A 13,123-nucleotide genomic window follows, 5' to 3' on the forward strand; every position below is an offset into this window, starting at 1 on the left:
GCCATCACCTGAATCCGGCCGTCAGCCGGAACAGGCCGACCGGCACCAGCCCGCGCTTGAGCAGGCGGTAGGTGGGCAGCGGGCTGCCGCTCACCGTCTCCTTGTAGGCGATGGCCCACCGCCCCTTCAGGTACGCCCTGCGCGGTGTGTCGTCGGGGTGGGTGAACTGGATGACCGCGTCCCGGCGCCCGAGGCTGAGGGGCTGATGAACGTACCCGAACCGGAACTCCTTCACCGGACGGCCGAGCAGCCCGTCGGCGAGCGCGTCGGCCGCGTGCAGGCCCGTCGGGATGCCGCCCTGGCAGGTCCCGTGCATGACGCCGTACGGCTGGCGCACCGCGGCGGCGTCGCCCACGGCGTAGACGTCCGGGTGCGACATCGAGCGCAGCGCGGCGTCGACCACGATCCGGCCCCGCGCGTCCACCGTCAGCCCCGCCTCGGCGGCCAGGGGCAGGCCCTTGGTGCCGGCGGTCCAGAGCGTCGCGTCGGAGTGGACCAGCTCGCCCCCGGCCAGCTCGACGGCGTCCGGCAGCACCTTGGTGACCTCGGCGCCGTCGCGTACCTGGATGCCGAGCCGGTCCATCGCCCGCTCGACGTAGGCGCGGGCCTTATCGCCCATCATCGCGCCAGGACGACCCCGGGTGAGCAGGACGACGCGCAGGTTCGGGTGCGCTTCGGCGAGCTCTGTGGCCGACTCGACACCGGTCAGGCCGCCGCCGGCCACGACGACCGTCCCCCGGTCGAGCTCACCGAGGCGTCGCGCGAGTCGTACGGCCTGGTCGTGGTCGTCGTAGACGTAGGCGTGCTCGGCCACACCGGGGGTCGAGGCGTCGGTGACGGTGCCGAGTGCGTAGATCAGCTTGTCGTACGCGATCACGCGCCCGGGCTCCCCGCCCCCGCCGTTGACGGTGACCTCGTGCCGTACGGGGTCGAGGGCGCTCACGCGGCCCAGGACGAGGTCGATGCCCGTGCCGGCGATGATGTCGGCGATCGCGTGGTCCCGCAGCCGTTCGCCGGCGGCGGTCTGGTGCAGCCGCAGCCGCTCCGTGAACCGTGGGGCGGCGCTGACCAGCGTCACCTTGCCGCCGTGGCGGCGCGTCCGGGTGGCGGCCCTGATCGCGGCCGCGATGCCCGTGTAGCCGGCGCCCAGTATCAGGATGTTCGTCATGTCCCTGGCTCCTTCGCGAACTCCGGGTGGATTCCGCACTGAAGACGGAACGAGCCGCCAGGGATGTGACATCAACGCCGTACTTCCGCCCCCCGAAGGGGGTGTCCCTCCAAGAGGACCCCAGCCACGACGGACCGTCACAGGAATGAAGACGGGCAAGTGCGACGAACCACCCGCGAAACCATCGCGGTCACCGCACTACGGGACCTGCCAGCCCCGTTCGTGCAGCGCCTTGGTGAGGACAGCCGCCGCGTCCGGCTGCACGGAGACTTCGGCGATGCCCAGAGGCAGGCCGGGAGCGTGCTCCAGCCGTACGTCCTCGACGTTGACCCCGACCTCGTCGCAGATCTGGAAGAGCCTGGCCAGCTGACCGGGGCGGTCGCCGACGACGACCTGGACCACCACGTACGCGGGCGCGGGGCCGCCGTGCTTGCCGGGGATGCGGCCATGACCGGCCACGCCGCGCTTGAGCAGCTGGGTGATCTCCTGCGTGACCGTGCCGTCGCCGTCGGCCAGCGCGCGGAGCGCCGTAGCGGCCTCGGCCAGGTCGCGGGAGATGGCCTCCAGCACCTCGGCCACCGGCGTCGCGTTGCCCGACAGGATGCCGAGCCAGAGGCCCGGGTCGCTGCCCGCGATCCTGGTGACGTCGCGTACGCCCTGCCCGGCCAGGCCGAGCGCGACGTCGGACGCGTCCGCCAGCCGGGCCGCGACCGCCGAAGCGGTGACGTGGGGCGCGTGGGAGACGACGGCCACGGCCTGGTCGTGTTCGGCGGCGTCCACCTCGACGGGGTTGCCGCCGCAGAGCTCCACCAGCCGCAGCACGGCCGCCCTGGCCTCCGGCGTGGCGTCGGGGGTGGGGCACAGCGCCCACGGGCGGCCCAGGAACAGCTCGGCCCTGGCGGCTCCGGGGCCCGACTTCTCGCGGCCGGCCAGCGGATGGGAGGCGACATAGGTGGACATGTCGCAGCCCAGCTGGGCGGCCCGCTCGATGGGCTCCACCTTGACGCTGGCCACGTCGGTGTAGAACGTGGCCGTGCCGTTGCGCTGCAGCGCCAGCAGCTCACCGGCGACGAGCGCGGGCGGCACCGCGAGCACCGCGAGATCGATCGTCTCGCCGGACTCACCCGACTCACCCGACGCCGAAGCGGCCTGGGCGTGCGTCTCTGGGTGCCACTCCTCGCCCGCGCCGAGCTCCCGGGCCAGCCGTACCGCTCCCTGGTCGTGGTCGGCGAGCAGCACGCGTAGCCCCCGCTCGCGCAGCGCCAGCGCTATGGAGGTGCCGATGAGACCGGTGCCGACTACCAGCACGGTGCGGAGTTCGGAGGCCATGTAGATGTCCTGATTTATCGGGCGTCGGAGTAGCTCGGTCGGGTGACAGAAGCGGATGAGCGGGTCGTTACTGGGCGATGTCCTGGCGGAGTGCGACGGCGCCGCGCAGATAGACGTGCTGGATGTCGGAGCGCGGCCGGTCCGTCTCCACGTGGGCCATCAGGCGTACCACCCTGGGCAGCGCGCCCGGCACGTCGATCTCGGTGCAGCAGATCAGCGGCACGTCGTGGAAGCCCAGCTTCCGCGCCGCCAGCGCCGGGAACTCCGCCGTCAGATCGGGAGACGCCGTGAACAGCACGCTGATCACATCGTCGGTGGTCAGCTGATTGCGCCCCATCATCTCGCTGACCAGCTCCGTGGTCGCCTCGATGATCGCCCCACGGTCGTTGGCGTCCACCTGGATCGCCCCGCGGATCGCCCGCACCATGTGATTACACCCCTCTATAGCGGTGAAGCCCGTGCGGAGGTTCGCACGGGCTCCTGCGTTCCGCCAGATTACAGCTTCACGGCGGCGTAGAGTTCGCCGACCTCCTTCAGGGACAGCGCCCTGACGGTGCCCGCCTTGGTACGGCCCAGCTTGATCGGCCCGAACTCGATCCTGGCCAGGTCGATGACGCGATGACCCGCCTCTTCCAGCAGCCGCCGGACGATGTGATTGCGGCCTTCGTGCAGAACGACCTCGACCAGCGCCTGCTGGCCGTGCTCCTGCACGATCGAGAAGGAGTCGATCTTGGCCAGGCCGTCTTCGAGCTCGATGCCCTGCTTGAGCCGACGGCTGAGATCACGCGGGATCGGCCCCGGGACCTTCGCCCAGTACTTCTTCTGCACCCCATAACTCGGGTGAGTCAGCCGGTTGGCCAGCTCGCCGTCGTTGGTGAGCAGCAGCAGCCCCTCGGTCTCGGTGTCGAGCCGGCCCACGTGGAACAGTCTCGGCGCGAGCTCCTCCACATAGTCGGCCAGGCAAGGCCGGCCCTGCGGGTCGTCCATGGTGGACACGACGCCGATGGGCTTGTTCAGGGCGTAGTAGACCAGGTCGGGGGCGGTCGGGATGCGCTTGCCGTCTACGTGGATGACCTGCGCCGCCGGGTCCACCTTGGCCCCGAACCTCCGTACGACCTGCCCGTTCACGGTGACGCGGCCGTCGCCGATCATCTCTTCGCAGGCGCGACGGCTGGCCACGCCCGCCTGGGCGAGCACCTTCTGCAGCCGTACGCCGCCGGGCACCTCGGTGGTGTCGCGCTCGTCGGTGTAGCCGTCGGGGAAGAAGTTGCGGTCCCGCATGGGCTGGCGAGCGGTCTTGAACCGGTCGCGCGGCGCACCGGAGGCCGCCCCGTCCCGTCCGCCGGACGTGCGCCCGCCGATGGTCTGGACGTCGTCACGCCTGGGGGTACGGCTCGGACGGCCGGCGTCGCGGCGCGAGCCGGCGTCGTCACGGCGTCCGAAGCGGGCACGGGTGGACTCTCCACGGCCGTTGCCGGTCCGCGGGGACTCTCCGCGGCTGTAGCCGGTCCGCGTGGACTCGGTACGGGAACCGCCGTCCCTGCGGCCACCACGGTCGGCCCGGAAGCCGCCACGGTCGTCCGTACGCTCGAAACGCGATCCGCCCCGGTCGTCACGACGGTCACCCTGGTAACCGCCCCGGTCGTCCCGCCTCTCAGGCCGGAAACCACCACGGTCATCACGACGCTCGGAACGGAACCCGCCCCGATCGTCACTGCGGTCGGAACGGAACCCGCCCCGGTCGTCACTACGCGGGGAACGGAAGCCACCGCGGTCGTCGCTGCGGGCTCCCTGGTAACCGCCCCGGTCGTCCCGCCTCTCAGGCCGGAAACCACCACGATCATCACGACGCTCGGAACGGAACCCACCCCGATCGTCACTGCGGTCGGAGCGGAAGCCGCCCCGGTCGTCGCGGCGGGCGCCCTGGAAGCCGCCTCGGTCGTCGCGACGCTGGGGACGGTAACCGTCACGGCCGCCACCCTCCCGAGGGCCGGAGCCGCCGCGGTCGGAGCGGTAGCCGCCTCGATCGCCCCCGGCGGACGAGCTGTAGCCGCCACGCTCGCCACGGGACGACCCGCCGTAGCCACGGTCGCCGCGCGACTGCGCGCCATATCCGCCGCGCGACGGTGAAGAGCCGCCGCGGGACTGCGAGTAGCCGCCTCGGTCGCTTCCGGGTGCCGGACGGTCGCCGTCGCGGGAGGGGGAGCGGTCGTCGCGGTAGGAACGCTCGCGGGACGTACGGTCGTCGCGGGAGGACGTACGGTCGTAGCCGCCCCGGTCGCCCGCCGAGCCGGAGCGGTCGCGGGAGCCGCCGGAGCCGGAGCGGTCACGGGTGTCGCCGGAGGCGGGCCTGCCGTACCGGGCGCGGGAACCGCCACGGTCGGCGCGGAGCGAGTCGCGGCCGGCGCCCAGCTCGCTTCCGGAGTCGCGGCTGTAGCCGCGGTCGCTGTCGTCGCGGCGCGCTCCGCCACGGTCACTGTCGTCGCGGCGGGGTCCGCCACGGGAATCGTCTCGGTGGGAACCGCCACGGAACCCCTCACGGCGGGGGCCGCCGCGCGAGTCGTCCGAGCGGAAGGCGGGACGGCCGCCACGGCTCGCGCCGCCGGTGCGTCCACGACCGCGTCCATCACCGGACGGGGTGCTGCGCCTGTTGATCACTTTGTATTCTCCTCGAGGTTTTCCACGTCGTCGGGGAGGAAGGGGGCGAGCTCGGGGAGCTCGCCGATGTCCTTCAGTCCCAGGCGTTCAAGGAAGTATGAACTTGTCCGGTAGAGCACTGCCTGGCTCTCCGGGTCGGTGCCGGCCTCTTCGACCAGGCCCCTGGCGACGAGCGTCCGCATGACGCCGTCGCTGTTGACGCCGCGGACCGCGGCGACTCGTGCGCGGCTCACCGGTTGCCGGTAGGCGACGACCGCGAGGGTTTCCAGCGCGGCCTGGGTGAGCCGGGTCTGCTGGCCGTCGCGGACGAACCGCTCGACCAGCGCGGCGCAGTCGGCTCGCGTGTAGAACCGCCAACCGCCTGCCACTTCTCTCAGATCGAAACCCCGTCCGGCTTGGGTGTATTCCGCGGCCAAGGTCCGGAGTGCGGTGCTCACCTCGTGGGTGGGCCGTTCGAGCACCTGCGCCAGGGTCACTTCGGGGACGGGCTCGTCCACGACCATCAGGATGGCCTCGAGCGCCGCCCCGAGCGTCGGGCCGCCGCCCTGGGGGTCGCTCTCGGCGGGTTCGTCAGGTATGTCGTCCAGGCCGACTGGCTCGGACAGCTCCGCGCCGGAAGGCACGACGGACGCGTCCCAGAGCTCATCGTCCACATCCGGCTCGACGGACGCCTCCTGGAGCTGGTCGTCCACGCCCGGCTCCCACGGCGCGACCTCCGCCTCGTCGACCGCGGACGGGGCCTCAGGCTCGTCGCCCGGTTCGTCCTCCAGCCCGTCGCCCGGTTCGTCCTCCGGTCCGTCGTCGGTGCTCGTGGTGGCGAGCGATCCCGGGAGGGTCATCCAGGCGGGCAAGGGGGCGGGTTCGCGAGGCGGGGTGTCGTCCAAGCGGTCAGTCATCAGCCGTCTTCTCCGCGCTCTCCTCGTAGTCGTCCCCCACGGAGACGTCCCCTTCGTCCGACCCGGTCCAGGTCACGTGCAGGTCGCCCAGGGCTTCGACCTGCTCGAAGGTGACCGCGGACTCCCGGAAGAGCTCCAGCACCGCCAGGAAGCGGGCGATGACCTCGATGGTGCCGTCACAGTCGGCAACCAGGGCCCGGAAGGTGGCCCGCCGCATCCGCCGCAGGTGCGCCACCAGGATAGCGGCTTGCTCCCGCACGCTGGCCAGCGGTTGATAGATGTGCCCGACGCTGACCGTGGGCGGGAGCTTGGGGACGAAGGCGCGGGCGGCGATGCGGGCGAGGTCGTCGGGGCTGATGCCGAGGATGAGCTGCGGGAGGAGATTGGCGAACTGCGGCTCCATGGGTGCGGTGCGGGGGAAACGCAGCGCCTCCTCGGCCATGCGGCCGGAGAAGACCTTCGCCACCTCTTTGTACGCCTTGTACTGCAGGAGCCGGGCGAACAGCAGGTCGCGGGCCTCCAGCAGAGCCAGGTCCTCTTCGTCCTCGACCTCGCCCGAGGGCAGCAGCCGGGCCGCCTTGAGGTCGAGCAGCGTGGCCGCGACCAGCAGGAAGTGGCTGGTCACGTCGAGATCCCACTCGGGGCCACGAGCTCGGATGTAGGCGATGAACTCGTCGGTGACCTTGGAGAGCGAGATCTCGGTGATGTCGAGCTTGTGCTTGGAGATCAGGCCGAGGAGCAGGTCGAAGGGCCCCTCGAAGACGTCCAGGTGGACCCTGAACCCTTGTGGCTCTGTCTCCGTCACCTGGCCATTGTCGCAGGTGCCGGCCAGCGGGACAGCACCTCGCGGGCCAGCTCACGGTAAGCGTTGGCGCCCAGGGACGACGGGTCGAAGGTGGTGATCGGCTCGCCGGCGACCGTGGCGTCGGGGAAGCGCACGGTGCGGTTGATCACGGTGTGGAAGACCTTGTCGCCGAACGCCTCGACGACGCGGGCCAGCACCTCGCGGCCGTGCAGGGTGCGGGCGTCGTACATGGTGGCGAGCAGGCCCTCGATCTCGAGGTCCTCGTTGAGCCGTTCCTGCACCTTGGTGATGGTGTCCATGAGCAGGGCCACGCCGCGCAGCGCGAAGAACTCGCACTCCAGCGGCACCATGACGCCCTGCGCGCAGGTCAGCGCGTTGATGGTGAGCAGGCCGAGCGACGGCTGGCAGTCGATGAGGCAGACGTCGTAGTGCGGCAGCAGCGGCTTGATCACGCGGCCGAGCACCTGCTCGCGGGCCACCTCGGTGACGAGCTGGACTTCGGCGGCGGACAGGTCGATGTTGCTGGGCAGCAGGTCGAGGCCCTCGACGCCGGTCTCCAGCAGCACGTCCTCGGCGGTGACGTTGCGCTCCATCAGCAGGTTGTAGACCGTGAGGTCGAGCTGGAGCGGGTTGATGCCGAGGCCGACGGACAGGGCGCCCTGCGGGTCGAAGTCGACGAGCAGCACCTTGAGGCCGCATTCGACGAGCGCGGCGCCCAGGTTGATGGTGGTGGTGGTCTTGCCGACCCCACCCTTCTGGTTGACCATCGCGACCACCCGCGCGGGCCCGTGGATCTCGGGCGCGACGGGTTCCGGGAACACCGGGCGGGGACGCCGGGTGGGGCCCAGATTCACGCCGATGGAAGGCGTGTTGGTCTTCGTGTCACCCCAGGGGTTGTCGGGGGTCCCCGGGGCCGAACCGTTGGTCTTCACAGTCACCAGCTCGAACCTCCCTGACGATCCCGAACCGGACCGTCCGGACGGACACTATGGCGTCACCACTTAACGCGGCAAGGCGGCACGCCGAAGTGCCGCACGTCGCAAAAGACTATAGATCACTGCCGGGCACGGGGATGCGCGGCTGCGTATACCTCGCGGAGTTTGTCGACGGTGACCAGGGTGTAGACCTGCGTGGTCGTCACCGAGGCGTGGCCGAGCAACTCCTGGACCACCCTAACGTCGGCTCCGCCGTCAAGGAGGTGGGTTGCGAAGGAATGACGGAGAACGTGCGGGGATATCCCGGCGAGTCCGGCCCGTTCGGCGGCGGCCTGGAGCACCTCCCAGGCGCCCTGCCGGGTGAGCCGGCCGCCCCTGGCGTTGAGGAAGGCGGCGGGCGTGCCCCGGCCGTGGGCCACCAGGCCGGGCCGGGCCCTGACGAGGTAGGCGTCGAGCGCGGAGCGGGCGTAGCGGCCCAGGGGTACGACGCGGGTACGGCTGCCCTTGCCGCGCAGGCGTACCTGCTCGGCCTCCAGGTCGTCGACGGCCAGGCCGACGGCTTCGGAGATGCGGGCGCCCGTGCCGTACAGGACCTCCAGGAGGGCGCGGTTGCGGAGGGTCAGCGGCGCGCCGTCGGGGCCGGAGGCGGCGATGAGCCGCTCGACCTCGTCGACGGTGATCGCCTTGGGCAGCCTGCGGAGCTGTCGCGGCGGACGTACCTGGTGCGCGGGGTCGTGGGCCGTGACGCCCTCGCGCAGCGCGAAGCGGTGCAGGCCGCGGACGGCCGACACCGCCCGCGCGGCCGAGCTGGCCACGAGGGCGGGGTGGTCGCAGTCGCCCTCCCGCAGCGCGGCGAGGAAGTCGAGCACGTCGGCCTCGCCCACCTCGCCGAGCGACGCGCGGCCGCGTGAGCGCAGGTGCTCGAAGTAGCGGTCCAGGTCACGGCGGTAGGACGCCAGCGTGTTGGCAGCCAGGCCCCGCTCCACCGTCAGGTGGGCGAGGTAGCTGGAGAGCACCGCCTCCACGAAGTGGTCCTTCCGTCATGCCTCCTTGGCGTCGGCGGGGCGCAACAGGGCGAATCCCTCGACCGAAGCCGCATATGCGGCGAGGATACCGGCCACGGTCGGGGAATTGTGGATCATTCCCATGAGCGCCCTTTCTACCGCGTCGGGTAGAGGCACCCATTCGACCGGCATGTCGATCTCCTCGTGCTCGTGGACGAAACCGTTCTCGCCCTCGGGGATCTTCGACAGGCCGCGGGCCAGGAACACCCGGATCCGCTCGTTGGACATACCGGGCGAGGTGTAGAGGTCGACCAGTGTGTGCCAGGTCTCCGCGCGGTATCCGGCCTCCTCGGCCAGCTCCCGCGCGGCGCCGGTGACCAGCGATTCTCCTTCGACGTCGCGCAATCCGGCGGGCAGCTCCCAGAGCAGGTGGCGCGTCGGGTGACGGTACTGCCGGATGAGCAGGACCCGGTCCTGCTCGTCGAGCGCGAGGACCGCGACGGAACCCGGGTGCACGACGTAGTCGCGGTCGGCGACCGTGTCCCTCGGCATGCGGACCGTGTCGGTGACCACCTGGACCACCCGGCCCTTGAACCGGTCCTGGGATTCGAGGACTTCCCACGCCTCGGGCGTGTCTTCCACCCTCACTTGGCCACCTTCGAGGTCACACGGCTGTCGGCGTAGGCGAGCGCGGCGGTCACCAGGCCCTTGAACATCGGGTTGGCCCGCGTCGGCCGGGAACGGAACTCGGGGTGCGCCTGGGTGCCGATGAAGAACGGGTGGGCCTCGACGGGCAGCTCGGTGTATTCGACCAGGCGGCCGTCGGGCGACAGCCCGGAGAACACCAGGCCGACCTTCTCCAGCGGCTCGCGATAGGCGTTGGCGACCTCGTAGCGGTGCCGGTGGCGTTCGGCGACCTTGGCCTTCCCGCCGTACAGCTGCCTGGCCAGGGTGCCCTCGCCGAGCTTGGCGGTGTAGCTGCCCAGGCGCATGGTGCCGCCCATGTCGCGCTCGCCCGCGACGACGTCCTCCTGGTCGGCCATCGTGGAGATGACCGGGTGCTTGGCGTCAGGGTCGAACTCGGCGGAGTTGGCGTCTTCGAGTCCCGCCAGGTTGCGCGCGGCCTCGATGACCATGCCCTGCATGCCGAGGCAGATGCCGAGCAGCGGGATCTTGCCCTCACGGGCGTGGCGGATCGCGCCGATCTTGCCCTCGATGCCGCGCACGCCGAACCCGCCGGGGATCAGCACGCCGTCGACACCGTCGAGCTCGCGCTCGGCGCCCTCGGGCGTCTCGCAGTCGTCGCTCTTGACCCAGCGGATGTTGACGCGGGCGTCGTTGGCGAACCCGCCCGCCCGCAGCGCCTCGGTGACCGACAGGTAGGCGTCGGGCAGGTCGATGTACTTGCCGACCAGGGCGATGGTGACCTCCTTGGCCGGGCGGTGCACCCGGCGCAGGAGCTCCTCCCACTCCTTCCAGTCCACGTCGCGGAACGGCAGGCCGAGCCGTCGCACCACGTAGGCGTCGAGCCCTTCGGAGTGGAGCACCTTGGGGATGTCGTAGATCGAGGCCGCGTCCACGGCCGAGACCACGGCGTCCTCGTCCACGTCGCACATCAGGCTGATCTTCCGCTTGATCGCCGTCTGCACGGGCCGATCGGAGCGCAGCACGATCGCGTCGGGCTGGATGCCGATGCTGCGCAGCGCGGCCACGCTGTGCTGCGTCGGCTTGGTCTTCAGCTCGCCGGACGGGCCGATGTACGGCAGCAGCGAGACGTGCAGGAAGAAGACGTTGTCGCGGCCGACCTCGTGCCTGATCTGGCGTACGGCCTCCAGGAACGGCAGCGACTCGATGTCGCCGACCGTGCCGCCCACCTCGGTGATGACCACGTCGACCTCAGGACCCGCCATGCCCCGGATGCGGTCCTTGATCTCGTTGGTGATGTGCGGGATGACCTGGACCGTGTCGCCCAGGTATTCGCCGCGCCGTTCCTTGGCGATGACGTTGGAGTAGACCTGGCCGGTGGTGACGTTCGCCGAACCGTGCAGGTCGGTGTCGAGGAACCGCTCGTAGTGGCCGACGTCGAGGTCGGTCTCGGATCCGTCGTCGGTGACGAAGACCTCGCCGTGCTGGAACGGGTTCATCGTCCCGGGGTCCACGTTGAGGTAGGGGTCGAGCTTCTGCATGGTGACCCGGAGACCGCGTCCCTTGAGCAGACGGCCCAGGCTGGAGGCGGTGAGCCCCTTCCCTAGGCTGGAGGCGACACCGCCGGTGACGAATAGATGCTTGGTTTGCGATGCGCTGCGCAAAGGGGCTCCCGTGGGTCGATGTGTGGTCGAAGCGTCCACGGGCTCTCAGGATATCAAACAACGCCCCCGACATGCCCGAACGGCATGACCTAGCGGTAACTTTGGGCCCTATGTCATTTGTACGGCGGGCGACGGGCGCGCTGATTCACCGTGCCTACAAGGCGATCCGCGCGGCTGGAGCGATCACTCCCGCCAGTCCGGGCGGCACCCGATTCCGGCATCTGGGCGACGGGGTCAGCATCGCCTTCCCGCCGGGCGCGATCTTCGGCGAGCAGTGGATCGAGATCGGCGACCACACGCTGATCGGTGAGCGCGTGTCACTGTCCTGCGGCATGGGCCCCGGAGTCGACCTGGGCCCGGACTCGATCCTGCGGATCGGCGGCGGCTGCTCGATCGGCCGGGGCTCGCACATCGTGGCCCACCAGTCGATCGACATCGGCGAGCACGTCTTCACCGGCCCGTACGTCTACATCACCGACCAGAACCACGTCTACGACGACCCGGAGACGCCGATCGGCCGGCAGTGGCCGCGTAACAGCCCGGTCTCGATCGGCGCGGGCTCCTGGCTCGGGGCGGGCGCGATCATCCTGCCCGGCACCAGGATCGGCCGCCAGTGCGTGGTGGCGGGCGGCGCGGTCGTACGTGGTGAGTTCCCCGACCACAGCGTGGTCGCGGGGGTGCCCGCCAAGCTGGTGCGCAGCTACGATCCCACGCTGGGCTGGCACACGCCGGGCATGTCGCTGGCCATGGACCGGCAGGCCACCGCCTCCTGACCCCGGCCGCTCAAGCGGTGGTCCGCGCGCCCGCAGACGGTGGATCCCGCCCCGCGCAGGCAGTAGACCGAACAACCTTCTGGCGGCTAGCGTCGGACCATGCGGACCGCCATTTGCGAACGTCTCGGCGTCGAGTTCCCGTTGTTCGCCTTCAGCCACTGCCGCGACGTGGTGGCCGCGGTCACGAACGCGGGCGGCTTCGGCGTCCTGGGCGCGATCGCCTACACCCCCGACCAGCTCGACACCGAGCTCACCTGGATCGACGAGCGCGTCGGCGGCCGCCCGTACGGGGTCGACGTGCTGGTGCCCGGCAAGCTCGACGCGTCGGCGCTCGATCTCGACGCCCATCTGACCGACTTCATCCCCGAACGGCACCGCGACTTCGTCACGCACCTGCTGTCCAAGTACGGCGTGAACGCTCCGCCGCAGCCGGTGGCCGCCTCGACGGACGAGTTCGGCAGGCGGGTGACCGCGGCGGGCGCGACCGGGCTGATCGACGTGGCGCTCAAGCATCCGATCGGCCTGATCGCCAGCGCGCTCGGACCGCCGCCGCCGGAGATGGTGGCCAAGGCCAGGGCGGCGGGCGTGCCGGTGGCCGCGCTGGTCGGCACCGTCGAGCACGCCCATCGGCAGGTGGCGGCGGGTGCGGACCTGATCGTGGCGCAGGGCACCGAGGCGGGCGGGCATACCGGCGAGATCGCCACGATGGTGCTGGTGCCGCAGGTCGTGGACGCGGTCGCCCCGGTGCCTGTGCTGGCGGCCGGCGGCATCGCCTCGGGGCGCCAGATGGCGGCGGCGATGGCGCTCGGCGCCGAAGGCGTGTGGTGCGGGTCGGTCTGGCTGACCACCGAGGAGGCGGAGACGGCGCCCTCGGTGAAGCGGAAGATGCTGGCCGCCTCGTCGCTCGACACGGTCAGGTCCAGGTCGCGTACCGGCAAGCCGGCCAGGCAGCTCAAGTCGGCCTGGACCGAGGAGTGGGACTCCGGGCCGGAGAGCCCCGGCCCGCTCGGGATGCCGCTGCAGATGCTCGTGGCCGAGGCCGCGATGGCCCGCATCGGCACGGCCGCCGAGCGCGGCGAACCGGGGGCCGTGGAGCTGGCCAACTACTTCGTCGGGCAGGTCGTCGGCCAGCTCGACCAGGTCAAGCCCGCTCGCGAGGTGGTCTACGAGATGGTGAGCGAGTTCGCCGACGCGGTGGACCGTCTGTCCGGATTGACCGCTCTGCCGACGTGACCGTGCTGTCGGC

12 protein-coding genes are annotated in these 13,123 nt (G+C 71.0%); 2 read left to right on the forward strand and 10 right to left on the reverse strand.

Annotation, left to right across the window (positions count from 1 at the left end; genetic code table 11):
* Nucleotides 1–4: 4 nt before the first annotated feature.
* The 10 genes from LDL49_RS15140 to pyrG form a co-directional block, all read right to left on the reverse strand.
* Complete coding sequence (locus LDL49_RS15140) at nucleotides 5–1,168, reverse strand: NAD(P)/FAD-dependent oxidoreductase (RefSeq protein WP_225291666.1); 1,164 nt, start codon at nucleotides 1,166–1,168, stop codon at nucleotides 5–7.
* A 198-nt stretch (nucleotides 1,169–1,366) separates the two neighbouring features.
* Complete coding sequence (locus tag LDL49_RS15145) at nucleotides 1,367–2,497, reverse strand: prephenate dehydrogenase (RefSeq protein WP_225291667.1); 1,131 nt, start codon at nucleotides 2,495–2,497, stop codon at nucleotides 1,367–1,369.
* Nucleotides 2,498–2,564: 67 nt separating this feature from the next.
* Nucleotides 2,565–2,924: a chorismate mutase gene (gene aroH, locus LDL49_RS15150; RefSeq protein WP_225291668.1), complete on the reverse strand. Its 360-nt coding sequence runs from the start codon at nucleotides 2,922–2,924 to the stop codon at nucleotides 2,565–2,567.
* 68 nt (nucleotides 2,925–2,992) lie between these two features.
* On the reverse strand, nucleotides 2,993–5,155 hold the full coding sequence (locus tag LDL49_RS15155) for a pseudouridine synthase (RefSeq protein ID WP_225291669.1): 2,163 nt from the start codon (nucleotides 5,153–5,155) through the stop codon (nucleotides 2,993–2,995).
* Complete coding sequence (gene scpB, locus LDL49_RS15160) at nucleotides 5,152–5,733, reverse strand: SMC-Scp complex subunit ScpB (protein WP_225291834.1); 582 nt, start codon at nucleotides 5,731–5,733, stop codon at nucleotides 5,152–5,154. The genes LDL49_RS15155 and scpB overlap by 4 nt, the downstream gene beginning before the upstream one ends.
* 310 nt (nucleotides 5,734–6,043) lie before the next feature.
* Complete coding sequence (locus LDL49_RS15165; protein WP_225291670.1) at nucleotides 6,044–6,856, reverse strand: segregation and condensation protein A; 813 nt, start codon at nucleotides 6,854–6,856, stop codon at nucleotides 6,044–6,046.
* Complete coding sequence (locus LDL49_RS15170; RefSeq protein ID WP_225291671.1) at nucleotides 6,853–7,794, reverse strand: ParA family protein; 942 nt, start codon at nucleotides 7,792–7,794, stop codon at nucleotides 6,853–6,855. Before LDL49_RS15170 ends, LDL49_RS15165 begins: the two co-directional genes overlap by 4 nt.
* A gap of 116 nt (nucleotides 7,795–7,910) precedes the next feature.
* Nucleotides 7,911–8,816: a site-specific tyrosine recombinase XerD gene (locus LDL49_RS15175; RefSeq protein WP_225291672.1), complete on the reverse strand. Its 906-nt coding sequence runs from the start codon at nucleotides 8,814–8,816 to the stop codon at nucleotides 7,911–7,913.
* A 15-nt stretch (nucleotides 8,817–8,831) separates the two neighbouring features.
* The gene (locus LDL49_RS15180) at nucleotides 8,832–9,443 is read right to left on the reverse strand and encodes an NUDIX domain-containing protein (RefSeq protein WP_225291673.1); all 612 of its coding nucleotides are present in this window, start codon (nucleotides 9,441–9,443) and stop codon (nucleotides 8,832–8,834) included.
* Nucleotides 9,440–11,104: a CTP synthase gene (gene pyrG / locus LDL49_RS15185; RefSeq protein ID WP_225291674.1), complete on the reverse strand. Its 1,665-nt coding sequence runs from the start codon at nucleotides 11,102–11,104 to the stop codon at nucleotides 9,440–9,442. Before pyrG ends, LDL49_RS15180 begins: the two co-directional genes overlap by 4 nt.
* Nucleotides 11,105–11,214: 110 nt before the next feature.
* Here pyrG and LDL49_RS15190 point away from each other — a divergent pair, with 110 nt between their 5' ends.
* Nucleotides 11,215–11,877 (forward strand): acyltransferase, encoded by a 663-nt coding sequence (locus LDL49_RS15190; RefSeq protein WP_225291675.1) that lies wholly within the window; start codon nucleotides 11,215–11,217, stop codon nucleotides 11,875–11,877.
* Nucleotides 11,878–11,976: 99 nt separating this feature from the next.
* On the forward strand, nucleotides 11,977–13,110 hold the full coding sequence (locus tag LDL49_RS15195) for an NAD(P)H-dependent flavin oxidoreductase (protein WP_225291676.1): 1,134 nt from the start codon (nucleotides 11,977–11,979) through the stop codon (nucleotides 13,108–13,110).
* The last annotated feature ends 13 nt before the right edge of the window (nucleotides 13,111–13,123 follow it).

Origin of the sequence: Nonomuraea aurantiaca (genome assembly GCF_020215705.1) — a bacterium.
Taxonomy (GTDB): Bacteria; Actinomycetota; Actinomycetes; order Streptosporangiales; family Streptosporangiaceae; genus Nonomuraea; species Nonomuraea aurantiaca.